The 16856-nt window shown below is 54.6% G+C and carries 15 protein-coding genes; 7 read left to right on the forward strand and 8 right to left on the reverse strand.

The genetic code is table 11. The features are described 5' to 3' along the window. Nucleotides 1–2: 2 nt before the first annotated feature. Entirely contained in the window at nucleotides 3–617 is a 615-nt protein-coding gene (locus tag K3729_11395) for a response regulator transcription factor (protein UWQ98074.1), read from the reverse strand. A gap of 314 nt (nucleotides 618–931) precedes the next feature. Between K3729_11395 and K3729_11400 the strand changes: the two genes are divergently transcribed. Together K3729_11400 and K3729_11405 are read left to right on the forward strand one after the other, a co-directional pair. Beyond that, nucleotides 932–1435 (forward strand): oxidoreductase, encoded by a 504-nt coding sequence (locus K3729_11400; GenBank protein ID UWQ98075.1) that lies wholly within the window; start codon nucleotides 932–934, stop codon nucleotides 1433–1435. Between the two features lie 42 nt (nucleotides 1436–1477). Then, nucleotides 1478–3967: a response regulator gene (locus K3729_11405; protein UWQ98076.1), complete on the forward strand. Its 2490-nt coding sequence runs from the start codon at nucleotides 1478–1480 to the stop codon at nucleotides 3965–3967. Between the two features lie 6 nt (nucleotides 3968–3973). Here K3729_11405 and aroB read toward each other — a convergent pair whose 3' ends face one another. Together aroB and K3729_11415 are read right to left on the reverse strand one after the other, a co-directional pair. Continuing rightward, entirely contained in the window at nucleotides 3974–5086 is a 1113-nt protein-coding gene (gene aroB / locus K3729_11410) for a 3-dehydroquinate synthase (GenBank protein ID UWQ98077.1), read from the reverse strand. Then, a complete protein-coding gene (locus tag K3729_11415) occupies nucleotides 5083–5649 on the reverse strand; it encodes a shikimate kinase (GenBank protein ID UWQ98078.1) in 567 nt (188 codons plus the stop codon). Before K3729_11415 ends, aroB begins: the two co-directional genes overlap by 4 nt. Before the next feature lie 164 nt (nucleotides 5650–5813). On the opposite strand from K3729_11415, the gene K3729_11420 reads away from it, so the two are divergent. The 4 genes from K3729_11420 to K3729_11435 all read left to right on the forward strand — a co-directional run bounded on the left by K3729_11420 (nucleotide 5814) and on the right by K3729_11435 (nucleotide 9835). Continuing rightward, on the forward strand, nucleotides 5814–5966 hold the full coding sequence (locus K3729_11420; protein ID UWQ98079.1) for a hypothetical protein: 153 nt from the start codon (nucleotides 5814–5816) through the stop codon (nucleotides 5964–5966). A gap of 85 nt (nucleotides 5967–6051) precedes the next feature. Beyond that, the gene (locus K3729_11425; GenBank protein ID UWR01026.1) at nucleotides 6052–7524 is read left to right on the forward strand and encodes a hypothetical protein; all 1473 of its coding nucleotides are present in this window, start codon (nucleotides 6052–6054) and stop codon (nucleotides 7522–7524) included. Then, nucleotides 7521–8480: a site-specific tyrosine recombinase XerD gene (locus K3729_11430; protein UWQ98080.1), complete on the forward strand. Its 960-nt coding sequence runs from the start codon at nucleotides 7521–7523 to the stop codon at nucleotides 8478–8480. Before K3729_11425 ends, K3729_11430 begins: the two co-directional genes overlap by 4 nt. Nucleotides 8481–8533: 53 nt before the next feature. Beyond that, on the forward strand, nucleotides 8534–9835 hold the full coding sequence (locus K3729_11435; protein UWQ98081.1) for an HlyC/CorC family transporter: 1302 nt from the start codon (nucleotides 8534–8536) through the stop codon (nucleotides 9833–9835). Nucleotides 9836–9903: 68 nt separating this feature from the next. Here K3729_11435 and K3729_11440 read toward each other — a convergent pair whose 3' ends face one another. Then, nucleotides 9904–11445: a DUF853 domain-containing protein gene (locus tag K3729_11440; protein ID UWQ98082.1), complete on the reverse strand. Its 1542-nt coding sequence runs from the start codon at nucleotides 11443–11445 to the stop codon at nucleotides 9904–9906. 417 nt (nucleotides 11446–11862) lie between these two features. On the opposite strand from K3729_11440, the gene K3729_11445 reads away from it, so the two are divergent. Beyond that, nucleotides 11863–12498 (forward strand): invasion associated locus B family protein, encoded by a 636-nt coding sequence (locus tag K3729_11445; GenBank protein ID UWQ98083.1) that lies wholly within the window; start codon nucleotides 11863–11865, stop codon nucleotides 12496–12498. Between the two features lie 54 nt (nucleotides 12499–12552). Here K3729_11445 and K3729_11450 read toward each other — a convergent pair whose 3' ends face one another. The 4 genes from K3729_11450 to K3729_11465 are packed head-to-tail and all read right to left on the reverse strand — an operon-like array spanning nucleotide 12553 to nucleotide 16791. Beyond that, a complete protein-coding gene (locus tag K3729_11450) occupies nucleotides 12553–13761 on the reverse strand; it encodes a beta-ketoacyl-[acyl-carrier-protein] synthase family protein (protein ID UWQ98084.1) in 1209 nt (402 codons plus the stop codon). A gap of 3 nt (nucleotides 13762–13764) precedes the next feature. Beyond that, nucleotides 13765–14022, reverse strand: coding sequence for an acyl carrier protein (locus K3729_11455; GenBank protein ID UWQ98085.1), 258 nt, complete (start codon nucleotides 14020–14022; stop codon nucleotides 13765–13767). Nucleotides 14023–14048: 26 nt separating this feature from the next. After that, nucleotides 14049–15131, reverse strand: a complete 1083-nt coding sequence (gene lpxD / locus K3729_11460) for a UDP-3-O-(3-hydroxymyristoyl)glucosamine N-acyltransferase (GenBank protein UWQ98086.1) — start codon at nucleotides 15129–15131, stop codon at nucleotides 14049–14051. A gap of 43 nt (nucleotides 15132–15174) precedes the next feature. Continuing rightward, nucleotides 15175–16791 (reverse strand): L,D-transpeptidase family protein, encoded by a 1617-nt coding sequence (locus K3729_11465; protein ID UWQ98087.1) that lies wholly within the window; start codon nucleotides 16789–16791, stop codon nucleotides 15175–15177. Nucleotides 16792–16856 lie beyond the last annotated feature (65 nt).

Genomic DNA, 16856 nt, shown 5'->3' on the forward strand with positions numbered 1-16856 from the left:
CGTCAGAACAAACCCGATTCTCGGGCGATAAGTGCTGCGACAGTGCGGTTTGGCGCACCAATTTTGCGGTACGTGTTCTTGATGTGCAGTTTGACGGTGGGTTCCTGCACCTCCAGATCGCGGGCGATCTGTTTGTTCGTTTTACCTTCGGTCAAACCGCGCAAAACCTGCAATTCGCGCTTCGTCAGCTGATCAGCAATCGGATGCGGCGTCGCGGGTTCTTCAGCCGTCATAAATTCGACAGGCGCGTAGCGTTCGCCCATCGCCATAAACCGGACAGCGTTCACGAGCGACTTGGCAGGCAAGGATTTAGGGATGAAACCGGCTGCACCCAGCTCTAACGCTTCTTCGGCAATTTCGCGGGTCGCTTCACCTGAAATCAATGCAAAACGCTGATCGCTACCAGACGCGATGGCCGTCTTAAGCCCCTCAAGACCATTCATACCGGGCATATTGAAGTCGAGAAGCACCAAATCGAACGGACCATCCTGATCCAGTTTCCGCGTCGCTTCTTCAAATGTACCGGCAAGATCACTGGCGATCCCACCTTCGATGTCCAGAAACATCGCCAAGGTATCCCTTACGAGTTCATGGTCGTCTGCAATAAGAACTTTCATATCAATCCTTTAGCGACACCCGCGTCCGCGACACGAACATACATCAAATCATCAAATAACATCATGGGGAAATAAAACCGATACAACTCTAGGTAGGCATGCACGACTATTTTGTCGTTACAACCTATGTGCCAACCAAATGATATCCCACATCTTCGTTGAGAACGATGACGAGGTAAAGTAAAAATACAATCAACTAAAACGTGATTACGCCTACAAAACCTACCCTTCTGGGTATCTCCTTATCCCAAAGTTCTTTTTACCGATTGCGGATTTGGTGCCAAAGTCCATGCACCGATAGAAGAGAGACTACCGTGCGTTTTTTATTACCCATCGCTTTTGCAGCCATTTGCGGACCGACAATTACAACTGCAGAAGATTTCTTGGCACCGGTCGGGGATGTTATCCTCACGGTGGGTGGCGACATCGCACAGACCAACGTAGGCGAAACGCTGCAATTCGATTACGCCATGTTGGAAGCCTTGGATGACACGCAAATAGAAACCAGCACCATTTGGACGGATGGTGTCAGTGTATTCCAAGGTGTCTCGCTTCATTTACTAGCCGATGTTCTGGGGACAACAACTGGATCGTTGCAGGCAACTGCAATCAACGATTATTCAGTACAAATCCCAGTGACTGACGCGATCGAAGGCGGGCCAATACTGGCCTATTTGATGGACGGCGACCGCATGTCGATCCGTGATAAAGGGCCACTTTGGATCATCTACCCGTATGACAGCGCATCCGAATATCGATCCGAGGTCATATATTCCCGCAGTATCTGGCAACTCGACAGAATAGCTGTCGTCAAGTAACCCCGTAGGTACAAATATTTCTTGAACCTTTGGGGCGGTCTTGTGCCAGCAACCACTCACACACGAACCCGAACCGGTCGGACCCTTGCGGGTCTGGCCGGTTTGGCCGCCCTTATCGCGATTGGTTTGTTAGCCAACAATGTTGCGCGCGAAATGCAAAGCCTGCGATCCGCAAGATCCGATAATGCGCAATGGTCGCTAGCCCAGACCGAGGTTGAATTCCTCGATTTTGTAAACGCCGTTAATCTTTTCGAAGAACCACCGGACCGGATCAGACGACGATTTGACGTCTTTTACAGTCGCGTGAATACGATTGAAGTCGCCGAAGTTTATGAAAAACTGCGCCAATCAGATCAATTCGCAGCGCAATTGGCCCTGACCCGCGCCTTTTTGGACGACGCAGTCGCGATTGTTGACCAATCCGACGAAGACTTCATCGCGCAACGGGATGCCCTTAAAACGCTCGCGCAGGACGCACGCACCACAGTTCGGGGATTGTCCAACGCCGGTCTGTCGATTTTCGCTGCAAATGCGGACCGACAGCGCGAAGCCGTAGCCGGGACATTGGCGCAATTGGCCGTGGCACTGGTGGTGTTTGTCGGGGCGCTTGCCACATCAATTTTATATCTCAACCGATTGAATACGATTAATATTATCCGTGAACGCGCGCAGAAAGAAATCGCGACCCGCATGAACACAGTGATCGAGACGTCATTGGACGGGATCATCGTGAGCAGCGATTACGGCAAGATCATTGAGTTTTCGCAAGCGGCAGAGAAAATTTTTGGCTACGCAGCAGCCGAAGCCATCGGTCAGGATGTCGCCCACATCATCAACCCCAAGACCGTTCAGAATGACCAGCGCACCGGACTACAGCGGGTCAGTCGCGGCGGGCTTCAGCACATGATCGGTGCGGGCCGCCACCGTATGGACGCATCACGCAAAGACGGCAGCGTGTTTCCAATTGAATTGTCAATCCAAGCCGCAGAGCTTCACGACAGCAAAATCTACGTCGTTTTCGTGCGCGATGTTTCTCGAGTTGTAGCCGCCGAACAGGAACTTGTCACAGCCCGTGATGCGGCCCTTGAGGGAGAAAAGATCAAGACTGATTTTGTAGCGACGATGAGCCACGAAATCCGCACACCATTGAACGGGCTACTGGGTAACCTGGCGCTGATGCAGGATACCGAACTGACATCTCAGCAAGATCGCTACATGCGTAATATGGAAACCTCTGGTCGATTGCTGATGAGCCATATTTCAGATGTGCTGGATATTACGCGCTATGACGCGGGCAAACTGCAGGTCACGACTGGCCCCATGAATATCAGCATTCTGGTTCAGGATATCATTGATAACCAAAGCGCAATGGCCGTGTCGTCGGATACCACGCTAAGGTGGCACTGGATCGGTGAAAGCCGCGACTGGGTGTTGTCCGATCCGGATCGGGTACAGCTAGTCTTGATCAACCTGATCAGTAACGCCGTAAAATTCACCCGCGCTGGCGAGGTTCTTGTGACAGCTGAAATCGGCGACGATAACGCGACTTCGTCAGACAACATCGTATTTTGCATCCAAGATACCGGTCCCGGCATGACCGAAGATCTGGCAAATCGTATCTTCGACGACTTTGTCACCGGTAACGCAGCATTTGATCGCGAAGTCGGCGGCACCGGCTTGGGCCTGAGCATTGCGAAGCGGTTTGTAGATGCGCTTGGTGGTGTCATTTCGGTGGACACGGAAGTTGGGAAAGGCAGTGTATTCAAAGTCATATTGCCGATGCCAGAAGCCGAAAAGCCGGTGGATGTCTATGCCACACCCAATACAATCCCACCAAGCCCCATCCTTTCGATCCTGTTGGTTGATGATAACGATATTAACCGGATCCTAGCCCGCGAAATGTTGGAAAATGCTGGTCACAAAGTCGTCGAGGCGCACAACGGCAAATCAGGCGTCGATGCCGCGGCCGAGATCCGTTTTGATCTGATTTTCATGGATATCAGCATGCCCGTGATGGATGGTCGCACTGCCGCACGCAAAATCCGTTCTGGCCATGGCAAGTCTGCGCAAACCCCGATTGTCGCCCTTACCGCGCACGCGCTGCCCGAAGACCAAGCGGCATTCAAAGAAGATGGGATGGTCGCAACGCTGACAAAACCGCTGTCAAAGAACAGCCTTTTGGACGTTCTTAGATCGACCGAACTGCAAAATGTGCCTGATGCTGAAACGCGGGATCAAGGCGATGTGTACCGTTCACAAGCCTACGGCAAAATGCTCAAGCGGTTTATATCTGAGACCGACAGTTTTGTGGAATGGTCCCAGACGTCTAGCTTGCCGTTAGACGACATCGCCGATCAAGCCCACAAAATCGCAGGCAGCGCCGCTACGTTCCAATCCAAAGCATTTGCCGAAACCCTGTCAGATTTGTCGGTCGCAGCACGCGCAGGCGAAGTGACCCTCGTTGGTCACGCTTTGCAAGCGTTACCGACAGAATGGCAGGACACGAAACGCGGGCTTTTAGAGCGCAATTAGGCTGGGTTAAAGTTGGTCTTTCAGAACCTTCAGCACTGCATCGGATGGTACATCACTGGTAATAAACGCATCGCCGATACCCCGCGCGAGGATGAACCGCAATTTGCCATCAAGCACCTTCTTGTCCTGTGCCATCAAATCTAAAAGCGCCTCGGCCCCTGGCAAATCGCCCGGTATGTCCGCAAGATCGGTCTTCATACCCATCGCTTTGAGATGCGCGCGCACGCGGCTTGGGTCTTCCTGACTACACAGGCCCAGACGAGATGACAGTTCAAACGCCAAAGCGCAGCCGATGGCGACACCTTCGCCGTGAAGCAACCGATCAGAATACCCAGTCGCGGCTTCAAGAGCATGACAGAACGTGTGTCCAAGGTTCAACAGGGCACGATCCCCCTGCTCAGTCTCGTCGCGCTTGACGATATCGGCTTTCATTTCACACGACCGCGTCACCGCCTGTACACGTGCCGCCATATCGCCGCCCGCCATGCCTGGCGCATTGCTTTCCAGCCAATCAAAGAACAGCGCATCGCCTAACAGGCCGTATTTGACAACTTCGCCATACCCCGCAAGGAAATCGCGTTTTTCCAGCGTTGACAAAAGATCAGTATCCGCAAGCACCAAACTTGGCTGATGAAATGCGCCGATCAGGTTCTTGCCTGCCGGAGAGTTGATGCCTGTCTTGCCGCCAACCGAACTATCGACCTGCGCCAGCAACGTCGTCGGGATCTGCACAAAGCGGACCCCGCGCCGCAATACTGCGGCTGCGAACCCAGCCAAATCACCGATCACCCCGCCGCCAAAGGCCACGACGATATCGCCACGTTCAACTTTTTCAGACAACAGCCATTCGACCGAACGTTCCAGCTGAGCCCAGCATTTTGTCGCTTCACCTGCCGGTAAGGCAAGCGCTGCAGAGGTTAAACCGGATGCCTCAAGAATTGTTTGCAGGGTCGCAAGGTGCAGCCCCGCCACGGTTTCATCCGTGATAATCGTGACATGCGGGCGGCGCGTCATCTCGGCAATACGTGGCCCAGCTTGCGCCAATACACCCGGCCCAATCTGAATGTCATATTCGCGGCCGGGCAAATCAACGGAAACGGTACGCGGTGTCGTCGTCATGACAATTTCTCCAGCAGGTCTGGGTATTGAGACAAGGTATTCACAACCATTTCGGTCGTTTGTTCGATGGATGCGTTGTCCGTAATTTTGATATGTATACCAGCCTGCGCATATACAGGCACGCGGACATCAAAAATATCGGACAGTGTTTGGCGTGGGTTGTCAGTGCGCAAAAGCGGACGCGTATCCTTATTGCGTACCCGTTCCCACAGAATACCCAAAGAGACATCAAGCCAGACGGCGGCCCCTTTATCTGCGATCGCGGCACGCACTGTGTCAGTCAGGAATGCGCCGCCGCCTGTAGACAGAATACACGGATCGCCTGCCAACAACCGATCAATCACTTCGGCCTCGCGTTTCCGAAAAAAGGCTTCACCGTCGCGCTCAAAAATCTCGGCGATTGAAATTGCGGCGGCTTCTTCGATAGCAGCGTCACTATCCAGAAAGGGCACATTAAGCTGGGCCGCTAACGCCTTGCCAATGGCCGTTTTTCCCGATCCCATCATTCCAACCAGAACAACAGTCTTTTTCAGGCAATATGCATCTTCAGTGGCTTGAGACATGTCTGGTCCGCTGTATAGTCAGGCAGGTCATCGGCTGTGACCCGCTTAATCATGATTTATATCATTCAATGGCGTGATCTTGCCGAAAAGGCCATATATAAACGCAAGCAAATGCGGGTCGATAACCGTAACATTGGGCAATTAACACAATTTCGAGGCAATCTATGTGGCGACTGATCAAAGCACTGGTATTTTTGACAGCTCTGGCTGCGATCGGCTTGATCGGCTACGCATACGTAGGTCCGATATTCTTCCCCGGTGATTTTGCCCCACCACGGGTTCAGGTCGTGGAACCTGTGACGTTGGATCTGGAGTGATATGAAACCTGTTGTTCTTACATTTGTTTTTGGCACGTTTGCCGCCACATTAGGACCTCAGGTTCACGCACAATCGGCTGAACCCTTGTCAGCCATTGATTGGCTATCCCAAAGCGTTGAACCCGCAAAAATTCCGACACGCCGCCTACCAACGGCACCTGTCGTTCGCGATGAAGCGCCTGTTGCATCCGGCGCAGGGACACCATCCGTTACGACGACCCCGCTTGACGGACCGTCACCTGATCCGATTGGCCTGTTGTCATCCGATCTGACTGGATTGCCCGCAACGCTTTGGTCCGCGAGCGAAGAAGCAACGCTAATCGCATTGCTCCAAGCCCAACAGACCGATGGCTTGCCGGCCATGCAGGATTTGCTGAAGACCTTGTTGATGGCTGAGGCTGATCCGCCGTTAGGCGCGTCGGCTGCTGGCGGTTTGTTCCAAGCTCGTGTTGATAAACTGCTGGATATCGGTGCGATTGAACCTGCCCAAGCCCTACTGGAACAGGCCGGTGCCGATACGCCCGATCTTTTCCGCCGTTGGTTTGATGTGGCCCTGCTGACCGGATCAGAAGACATGGCCTGCCGCACCTTGCAGGCCCGCATTGACGTGGCCCCAACCTATGCCGCCCGCATTTTCTGCCTTGCCCGTGGCGGCGACTGGAATGCGGCGGCATTGTCTTTGAATACGCATCGCGTGTTGGGCGATATTTCGGAAGATGAAGAAGCACTGCTGTCGCGCTTCCTTGATCCTGAACTTTACGAAGGTGAACCGCCACTTGGCACGCCCGAACGGATCAGCCCGCTGGTGTTTCGCCTTTATGAAGCAATTGGTGAGCGGATGACGACAAACCGTCTGCCCCGTGCCTTTGCCCATGCAGACCTGCGCAATCAGGTCGGTTGGAAAAGCCAACTGGAAGCCGCCGAACGCCTCGCTCGCCATGGTGCCATCGCGGGCAATGTCTTGTTCGCGCTGTATACGTCGCGGCGGCCGTCGGCCTCTGGCGGGGTGTGGGACCGTGCGGATGCGATACAGGATTTCGACACAGCCATCCGGGATAACGATCCAGACGCGATTGCCGCGACCTTGCCTGCTGCTTGGGACGCGATGAAATTCGTAAAGACGGAAATCGCCTTTGCACAAAACTACGGTCCCGATTTAGTTAATGTGCCCCTTGATGGGGAAGCCGCAGAAGTCGCCGCGGCCGTCGGCCTGTTGTCATCATCGTATGAGGCCACGGCCATTGCCCGCAGCGATGGTGACGCGTTCCTTGTGGCACTTGCGCGCGGTGTTCCTCAGGGCGTTGAAGCGAACGATCCACTGCGCCGCGCTATTGCGGATGCGTTTGGCGACGTCAGCGCCCCTGATGCGTTGAAAGACATGGTTGATAACGGCCAATTGGGCGAAGCGATCCTGCGATCTATCGCCTTGGTTGATGTGGGCATGTCGGGCGATTATCAGACCTTGACCGAAGCCCTTTCATTCCTGCGATCTGTTGGATTGGAAGATGTCGCACGCCGTGCAGGCCTGCAATTGTTGCTATTAGAGCGGCCAACATGACCCCCGCTGATCGCCCGATGATGCACTGGGTGCAGGCATTTCTAGAAGCGCAGGCCGCCGAACTTGATGCCGCGACAAACACGCAACTGGCCTACGCAAATGACCTCAAGGATTTTGCAGGGTGGCTGACACCGCTTGGCAAACACTTTGCAACCGCGACCCAAGACGACGTTGAAGGTTATTTGATCGAATGTGACACCCAAGGGCTATCCGCATCGACGCGCGCACGCCGCCTGTCTGCAATCAAGCAATTGTACCGGTTTGCCTTCGAGGAAAGCTGGCGCGCGGACAATCCCGCCATCCAGATCAAGGGCCCCGGCAAGAAGAAATCACTGCCAAAGACGTTATCGATTGAAGAAGTTGATGCGCTGATCTCTGCCGCTGCGGCCCATAAGAAAGAAGGCAAGCGCAATGCCTGCCTAATGCAACTGCTCTATGCCACGGGCATGCGGGTGACTGAACTGGTAACGCTGCCGGTGACGTCAGCGCGTGGCGATCCTGCGATGCTGCTGGTTCGCGGCAAAGGCGGCAAAGAACGTATGGTCCCTCTGTCACCCCCAGCCAAAGCTGCGATGGCAGAATGGCTAGTCGCATGGGATGAAGCCGACGACGCGGCACGCGCGCTTGGTAAACCGTCATCGAAATTTCTGTTCCCATCTCGGTCCAAGGCCGGTCATCTGACGCGGCATCGCTTCTTTGGCATGATCAAGGAATTTGCAGTCACAGCGGGGGTTTCGCCCGACAAAGTTACACCTCACACGCTGCGCCATGCCTTTGCCACGCATCTGTTGGCAGGTGGCGCTGATCTGCGGGCGATCCAGACGATGCTCGGCCATGCGGATGTGGCCACCACGGAAATCTACACGCATGTAGTTGACGAACGGCTGACCGCTCTGGTGATGGAACACCACCCGCTGTCAAAGGCCAAAACAACGAAGGATGACGATGCGTCTTGATCGTCAGACCTGTAACCCTTACTTTCCCACCACCCTATTATTGAAAGAGAGCAATGGACCCCTCGACATTTGACGCCGCGTTTTGGATTACTGCGGCCGCTATTTTAGTTTTGCTTGCCATGTCAGGCTTTTTCTCTGGGTCAGAAACTGCTCTTACCGCCGCATCACGGGGCAAATTACGCTCTGCTGCGGATCGTGGATCGAAGGGTGCTGAAACCGCATTGGACCTGACAGACGACAGCGAACGGCTGATCGGGTCGGTTCTGCTGGGCAACAACGTCGTGAACATTCTGGCGACATCGCTTGCAACCGCCGTGCTGACCAAGGTCTTTGGCCAAAACGGCGTAGCGGCAGCGACCCTGATCATGACCTTACTGGTGCTGATCTTCGCCGAGGTACTGCCCAAAACCTACGCGATCACGAACCCCGAACTGGTCGCATCCCGTGTGGCGCGCCCGATTGCATTTGTGGTGCTGATCTTTTCACCCATCGTTGCGATGGTGCGTGTGCTTGTCCGCGCAATCTTGCGCCTGTTCGGTGTGCAAACAGACCCAGACAGCCACATCCTTGCGGTTCGCGAAGAAATCGCAGGTGCCTTGCAACTTGGCCATTCAGAAGGGTTCGTCGAAAAAGAAGACCGCGACCGAATTTTGGGCGCGCTTGATCTGAACGAACGCGCGGTTGAGGAAATCATGCTCCACCGTTCCAATATTGAGATGGTTGATGCGGCCCTTCCCGCCCAAGAAATCCTGGCGCAAATCCTACAGTCCAAAAACACGCGCCACCCGATCTACCGTGACGATCCCGAGAATATCGTCGGCGTGATCCACGCCAAAGACCTGTCGCGGGCGCTATATAATTTGCTGACCAGTGACGAAAACACGGAAAAAGCATTGCAATCCTTCGACATCATGTCGGTCGCAATGGACCCGTATTTTGTGCCTGAAACCACAACGCTGGACGATCAGATGCGCCAGTTCTTGCTGCGTAAAGCACACTTTGCGCTCGTTGTGGACGAATACGGCGGCCTGCAGGGCTTGATCACGCTGGAAGACATCTTGGAAGAAATCGTCGGTGAGATTGCCGATGAATTCGACGAAGACGAAGACCACCAGATCGAGAAATGTGCCGACGGCACCTATCTTGTCGACGGCAGTATGACAATCCGCGACTTGAACCGCGCCCACGACTGGAACATGCCCGACGAAGAGGCCAACACAGTGGCCGGTCTGGTCATCCACGAAGCGCAGATGATCCCGATTGAAGGTCAGGTATTCAGTTTCCACGGCTTCCGGTTTGAAGTCGTGAGCAAAGAAGAAAACCGGATCGCCGAGCTGAAGATCCGGCCACTTTAATGACTTTTCCGTCGGTGGCACCTAAGTGATGCCTCCGGCGGAAATTGTCTGTCTTATGGACCAAAGGGTTAGCGCCCTTTGAACAGGCTGCCCAAGATACCACGCACCAAACGGCGGCCAGTGGTGCCTTTGAGTTCTTTTGCCACGACCGATGCCAACGCCCCGCCAAAGCTGTTGTCTTTGGTGGACCGTTTTGAGGTTGAACGCCCCTTGGTTCCATTCCCCGAATAACGCCGTGCCGCTTTAAATTCGCGTTCTTTTTCTTCCAGACGTTCTTCTTCGGCTTCCGCCTTTTCCGCTTCGGCTGCTGCATCTGCCGCGCGTTTGGTCAGCATTTCATGCGCAGAGTCGCGGTCGATGGTTGTGTTGTACTTGCCCGCCATTGGTGACGCGTTCATCACTGCCTTGCGTTCGTTTGCGGACAATGGCCCCAATTGCGAAGACGGCGGGCGAATCAACGTCCGTTCCACGATCATGGGAATGCCCTTTGCGTCGAGCATCGATGTGACCGCTTCGCCTGTTCCGACTTCCTGGATCGCCTCTGCCGTATCGAATGCCGGATTGTCGCGATAGGTTTGCGCGGCCAATTTCAGTTCTTTACGATCTTTCGCAGTGAAGGCCCGCAGCGCGTGCTGCACACGGTTGCCCAGCTGTGACAACACATCGTCAGGCACGTCGGCAGGGTTTTGTGTGATGAAATAGATGCCCACACCTTTGGACCGGATCAGGCGGGCAACTTGTTCGACCTTATCAACCAGCGCTTTGGGCGCGTCGTCGAACAGCAAATGGGCTTCGTCGAAGAAAAACACGAGCTTGGGTTTATCGGGGTTGCCGACCTCCGGCATGACTTCGAACAATTCGGACAGCAGCCAAAGCAGGAATGTCGCGTAAAGCCGCGGGCTGGCCATCAACTGGTCTGCCGCGAGGATGTTGATCATACCGCGCCCGTCCGTATCGGTGCGCATCAGATCGTGCAAATCGAGCGCAGGTTCGCCAAACAGTGCAGACCCACCTTGGTTTTCCAACACAAGCAACTGTCGTTGGATCGCCCCCACAGATGACGTTGATACGTTGCCGTAGCGCAATGAAAGATCAGACGCGTTTTGTCCGACCCAGACCAGCAACGCTTGCAGGTCTTTTAGGTCGAGCAGCGGCAGACCTTCCTCATCGGCGACGCGGAAGGCGACGTTCATCACACCTTCTTGGACGTCCGTCAGTTCCATCAATCGGGACAACAGCAGCGGCCCCATTTCGGCGACTGTCGCGCGGATCGGGTGGCCTTGTTTGCCAAACAGATCCCAGAACGTGACCGGAAACTTGTCGTATTGCAGATCAAGGCCGATCGTCGCGGCGCGTTTCATGAACGCATCATGCAATTTAAACTCAGCGCTGCCCGACGCGGCAAGGCCGGACAGATCACCCTTCACGTCCGACAAAAACACCGGCACGCCATTGGCGGCAAACCCTTCGGCCAAAATCTGAAGCGTCACGGTTTTGCCGGTGCCAGTCGCACCCGCAATCAGACCATGACGGTTTGACTTATCAAGCAACAAGGATTGCGCTTCAGCGTAGTCTTGACCACCGCCACCAATAAAAATTCTGTCAGACATCCGCCAAGTACTCCTTTTGTGCTGAGACAAAATACAATCTTAACTAGTTTGCGCTAGGTCTAATGTAGCGCTGCCGTCACTCCCCCCTCCCAGATGCGCGGCGCTTGACTCCCTGTCAGACTTGCCGTGCCTTCGGGCACGGCTTTTTTGGGCTTAATCCCCCGTTTTACTCAATTTTTCGAACTATCCAGTTGACGATCTGTGCGTCATTCCGTAGCGTTCGCGTAATAAGTCGGCAAAGTCCGACAGGGAGACATAGAAGAAGGGTCCTTGCGCTGCAGGGGCCCTTTTTTCTTGACCCATGTAAGTTGCGCAGGTGGATATAAGCAGACCTTTGCCGCTTTGGGCGGTTTTGCCCCTGACACCCGTGTTTTACCGTGCTAATCCGAGTCAACTAAAACCAATGGACTGATATTCATGTTGAAGACCGCTACACCGTTTTTGGTCGCCTTGATGTTGGCGACACCTGCATTCGCACAAGAAACTGCGACCGACGACGCCACCACCGAAGAAGCCGCACCAGCGGTTGAAGCTGATCCTGCTGACGGCCTGTCATTGGGTACGTTGCTTGATGACGCCGCAGAACCAACTGTTGATGATCTTGCAGTTGGCCAACCTTACGTGCGTGGGGAATCCGGTGACTGGGTGTACCGTTGCCTGAAATCTGAACCCGGCAATGCCGATCCTTGCCAGCTGTATCAGTTGTTGAACGACGCGTCTGGCAATTCTGTCGCTGAAATCAGCATCTTCCCGCTGGAAGGGTCCGGTCGTGCAGCAGCTGGTGCAACAATCGTCGCACCACTTGAAACGCTTCTGACACAGCAGCTGACCCTGTCAGTTGATGGCGGTGCGGCACGTCGTTACCCGTTCACATTCTGTAACACCGCAGGCTGCGTGGCCCGCGTGGGTTTCACAGCAGAAGAAGTCGCACAATTCAAACGCGGCAACGCGGCGACCATCGTGATGGTCCCAGCAGCAGCACCTGACGAAGCAGTTGAGCTGAACGTTTCGTTAAGCGGCTTTACAGCAGGCTACGACGGCTTGTCCGAGTAATCTAAGTTTTACGGTTGATAGATGGGCGCCCAGAGAAATCTGCGGCGCCCTTTCTTATGCGGCTTTGACAGCGATAACAGCGTTCAGGCCGCCAAATGCAAATGCATTGGACAAAGCGACATCAACTTTTGCTCCCCGCGCTTCATTCGGCACGACATCCAAATCACACGCCGGATCAGGCGTCTCAAATCCAATCGTCGGTGCGATGACACCGTCCTTCACGGCCATGATGCAGGACAAAAGTTCAACCGCACCCGTACCGCCGATCAGATGACCATGCATCGATTTCGTGGATGATATCATCAGGTTGTCCGCATGCGTACCAAACACATCCCTGATCGCGGCACATTCCGTTTTGTCGTTCACGGTCGTGCCGGTCCCGTGGGCATTGATGTAGCCAACAGCATCGACATCGACCTGCGCATCCCGTACCGCACCGGCAATCGCACGCGCGGCCCCATCCGGTGACGGCACCACGATATCAGATGCGTCGGAAGACATGGCGAAACCCACGACTTCACACAGAATGTCAGCACCGCGGGCCTGAGCGTGTTCCATATCCTCAAACACAAACACAGCCGCCCCTTCGCCTTGGACCATGCCGTTACGATTGGCTGAAAACGGGCGGCAGCCGTCTTTTGACATGACCCGCAAACCTTCCCATGCTTTGATCCCGCCAAAGCACAGCATCGCCTCTGATCCGCCCGTAACCATGACCGGAGCCATCCCGGACCGGACCATGTTAAACGCCTGTCCCATTGCGTGATTGGATGACGCGCATGCGGTCGCAACAGTGAAGCTGGGACCGCGCAGATTATGGGTCATGGCCACATGGGACACAGCCGCGTTGTTCATTAGACGTGGCACGATAAACGGATGGATACGGTTTTTACCGTCCTCATAAACGGCGCGATAATTGTCGTCTTGGGTATTCAATCCACCGCCGGACGTGCCGAGAATAACACCTGACTTATCAGACAGTTCGCCATCAAAGTTCATGCCTGACTGCGCAATCGCCTGATCTGCAGCCAAAAGCGCAAATTGGGTAAAACGATCGTAAAGCGTCAGTTTCTGGCGATCAAAATGGTCCGCTTCGTCATAGCCACGCACCTGTGCGCCAATCTTGATCTGCAACCGATCAACGTCACGGATATCCAGTGGACCAATACCGCAGCGTCCTTCGCGCATTGCGTCCATTGTAGACGCCACATCATGACCCAATGGGTTAATCGTGCCAGCACCCGTGATCACCACACGGCGCATAGGCTAGGCCTGCTCTGTCACAAGACGGTCAACCGCCTTGATGATGGCCGCGACATCCGAGATGTCAAAATCGCTTTCCGATGGTTCGTTCGCGTTAAATGGAACGGCGATATCAAAAGCTTCTTCGATACCGAAGATGGTTTCAACCAGCCCCATACTATCGATCCCAAGCAATTCCGGCGTATCAGTCAGTTTGATATCAGACGGGTCCATCAAAGCTTGTTCGGCGATAATAGCGATGACTTTGTCTTGGGTATTCACGGACCGACCTCGTTCTGACTTTGCGCTTATGTATCATCACTTGGTTTGGAAACAAGATTACGACGGGCCCCGTTTTGGGCCGCATCACGCAGCGCCCGTTGTTCAGCGCGGAACGTCAGCATCGGCTTGGCCGGATAGCCCATCATAAAGCTGCCACGAGGTGTATTGCCCAGCACAATCGCGGCGCCACCAAGCAGGCAATCGGATCCAATAGAAATGTTATCAGCGACACCAGACTTTCCCCCTAAGATTGACCGATCTCCGATCACAGCAGACCCAGCCACAGCCGTTTGCGCGCACAAAAGGCAATCTTCGCCGACAATGACATTGTGCCCAACTTGCACAAGGTTATCGATCTTCGTGCCGCGTCCAACTTGCGTCGGACGAATGGTGCCAGCATCAATTGTCGCGTTTGCACCAACTTCGACATGATCCCCCAAGACGACCGATCCAAGTGAATGAATACGATGTTGGATGGCGTCATCTGACGCTTCAAAAGCCGTCTTGCCCAGTGTCCGTCGTCCGATTTCAGCAATAGAAGGTGTTGCGGTGACGAATGAAAATCCATCCGCACCGATCACAACATTGGGGTGCAAAATAGCCCGATCCCCGATCCGCACATTTCGTCCAATCCGTACGCCCGCATGTATTTCACCGCGCGCGCCAACCATTGCACCAGCCCCGATGCTGACATGTTCGGCAATCGTTGTATCAGCCCCGATGACTGCATCTGCACCAACCACACAGAACGGTCCAATAGAAACGCCTTCAGCGATAGTGGCAGATGGATCGATGATCGCAGACGGATGGATGCCCTGCCCGATCAACGGCTTGTCCATCATCTGGGTCAGGACTGACATTGCGAGACGCGGACGGGGCACAACAATCGCCGCTTTCAGACCAAGCGCTTGCCAATCGGCATCCGCCCAGACGATTGCAGCAACCGCATCACTTGTTTTCAGCGCCTCGCCATAACGCGGCGACATCGCAAGGGCCAGATCATCCGGCCCTGCTGACGCGGGCTCTGACAGGCCTTGAACAGCCACAGTCCCGTCGCCCAGAACCTGAGCACCAAGCGCCTGTGCGATCGTTGCAATCGTTTGTGTCATCTATCCCTGCCCTTTGACCCAGCTTGGAGGTCGTGGGACAGACTTAGCCCTGAACGCCGGGAACGACCACCCCTTCGCGGGTCAGTGCATTCCAGATCTTACGGTCACGCCCGTAGATGTCGCGACGAAACTCCACGTCGCCCGTGTTCGTCGTGAACGCGGTTCGGTACACCAAATGCACAGGAACAGCTTCATCCAACGTCACACGCGATTCATTGCCCGTCCGCAAGCGCGACTGGAACAATTCTTCGGGGTTATCAGACTGTTTCGCCAGCAATGCATAGGCGAAATCAAACGGATCGTTCAGACGGATACAGCCGTGGCTGTAGGCGCGAACTTCGCGGCCAAATAGGCTTTTGGCGGGCGTGTCATGCAAATAGATATTGTATTGGTTCGGGAACATGAACTTCACCAAACCAAGGGCGTTCCGGTTCGACGGAGGCTGGCGCATCGAGAACGGGAAGTTACGCGCGTTGTAACGGTTAAAGTCGATATTCGCACGGTTCACCGTCCGGCCATTGCGGTCCGTGATCAGCAAATGACCAGCAGCACCACGGTTACGCTGCATCTGCGGTAGGTATTCCTTTGTGACGATAGAGCGTGGGACGTACCAGCTCGGGTTGATCACCATATATTCCATGATGTCGGAAAATTCGGGCGTTTCACGGTCCGGATCGACGGCCCCGATCACGGAACGTGTCGAAAATGTAACTTGGCCAAAATCAACGACCTTCGCTGAGAAATCAGTCAGATTCACCCAAACATGGCGGTCGCCTTTGTCTTGGCTGAACCAGCGTTCGCGTTCCATCGCGACCACAATCGACTGAAGTCGTTCGCTAATCGGGCGGTTAATTTCCGCGATTGTAGACGGACCAGCAGTGCCATCTTCTTGCAAACCATGACTGCGCTGAAATGCACGAACAGCTTCGACGATCTGCGCATCATAGGTTGCGGTGACAGACCGCTCTAAATATCCCATCGCAACCAAACGGTTCCGTAAGGCGATGACTTCTGTACCAGTGGCCCCTGCTTCCAGCTTTTCAGCGTTCACTACCGGACCCCAACCGCCTGTCGCTTGTTGGGTTTCCAAACGCAATTTTGCAGCAACCAATCGCGTGTATTCTGGTGTGCTTGGCGGCAATGACCGCAGGAAAGTCGTAGGGTTGCTGCTGCGGAATTCCGTCAGAAGATCGACACGCGGCGTATAGGTTACTTCACGGACAATCATCGGATCAACCGACTTTGGACGCAACACACCGGATTGGACGTCGCGGGCGTATTGCAAGAACGTCTTGGTCAACAGCACTTCGATCTCACCCAGCTCTGCTGGTGTCCGTGCAGATTGCATTTGTGCAATTAGGGACGCGACATCATAGCGGTTCGTGGGCAGGCCATGGTGACCTGCATTTTCAAGCGCGGACAACAACGCGTTGCGGTGCCCCATCGCCGAATCGCCGCTCCAAATCCCTTCGAAATTACGAGACCGGTAAAACGCAGCCACATCATCGTCACGCGCCGCAGTTTCAGCAACGGCTTGGCGAAAAGCAGTAACTTGTGCCTGAACGCTTGCAGGAATGGCAGTTCCGGCCAGTGCGACAACGCTTACAACACATCCAAAACGACGCAACCGCGCGCCAGCGAAATCGATAAACCGACCCATTATTCCCCCTAGAATACTCGTCTTTTGCCCGAAATTATTGCCGCGGGCAGCGTTATCCAACTGTG

This window comes from Rhodobacteraceae bacterium S2214 (assembly GCA_025141675.1).
Lineage (GTDB): Bacteria > Pseudomonadota > Alphaproteobacteria > Rhodobacterales > Rhodobacteraceae > Yoonia.

What these genes read in the sequence shown, in the direction of transcription:
- lpxD (UWQ98086.1), bottom strand. Translation starts at nt 15,131, where the DNA reads ATGACACAAACGATTGCAACGATCGCACAGGCGCTTGGTGCTCAGGTT.
- K3729_11415 (UWQ98078.1), bottom strand. Translation starts at nt 5,649, where the DNA reads ATGTCTCAAGCCACTGAAGATGCATATTGCCTGAAAAAGACTGTTGTT.
- aroB (UWQ98077.1), bottom strand. Translation starts at nt 5,086, where the DNA reads ATGACGACGACACCGCGTACCGTTTCCGTTGATTTGCCCGGCCGCGAA.
- K3729_11435 (UWQ98081.1), top strand. Translation starts at nt 8,534, where the DNA reads ATGGACCCCTCGACATTTGACGCCGCGTTTTGGATTACTGCGGCCGCT.
- K3729_11445 (UWQ98083.1), top strand. Translation starts at nt 11,863, where the DNA reads ATGTTGAAGACCGCTACACCGTTTTTGGTCGCCTTGATGTTGGCGACA.
- K3729_11440 (UWQ98082.1), bottom strand. Translation starts at nt 11,445, where the DNA reads ATGTCTGACAGAATTTTTATTGGTGGCGGTGGTCAAGACTACGCTGAA.
- K3729_11450 (UWQ98084.1), bottom strand. Translation starts at nt 13,761, where the DNA reads ATGCGCCGTGTGGTGATCACGGGTGCTGGCACGATTAACCCATTGGGT.
- K3729_11465 (UWQ98087.1), bottom strand. Translation starts at nt 16,791, where the DNA reads ATGGGTCGGTTTATCGATTTCGCTGGCGCGCGGTTGCGTCGTTTTGGA.
- K3729_11430 (UWQ98080.1), top strand. Translation starts at nt 7,521, where the DNA reads ATGACCCCCGCTGATCGCCCGATGATGCACTGGGTGCAGGCATTTCTA.
- K3729_11420 (UWQ98079.1), top strand. Translation starts at nt 5,814, where the DNA reads ATGTGGCGACTGATCAAAGCACTGGTATTTTTGACAGCTCTGGCTGCG.
- K3729_11395 (UWQ98074.1), bottom strand. Translation starts at nt 617, where the DNA reads ATGAAAGTTCTTATTGCAGACGACCATGAACTCGTAAGGGATACCTTG.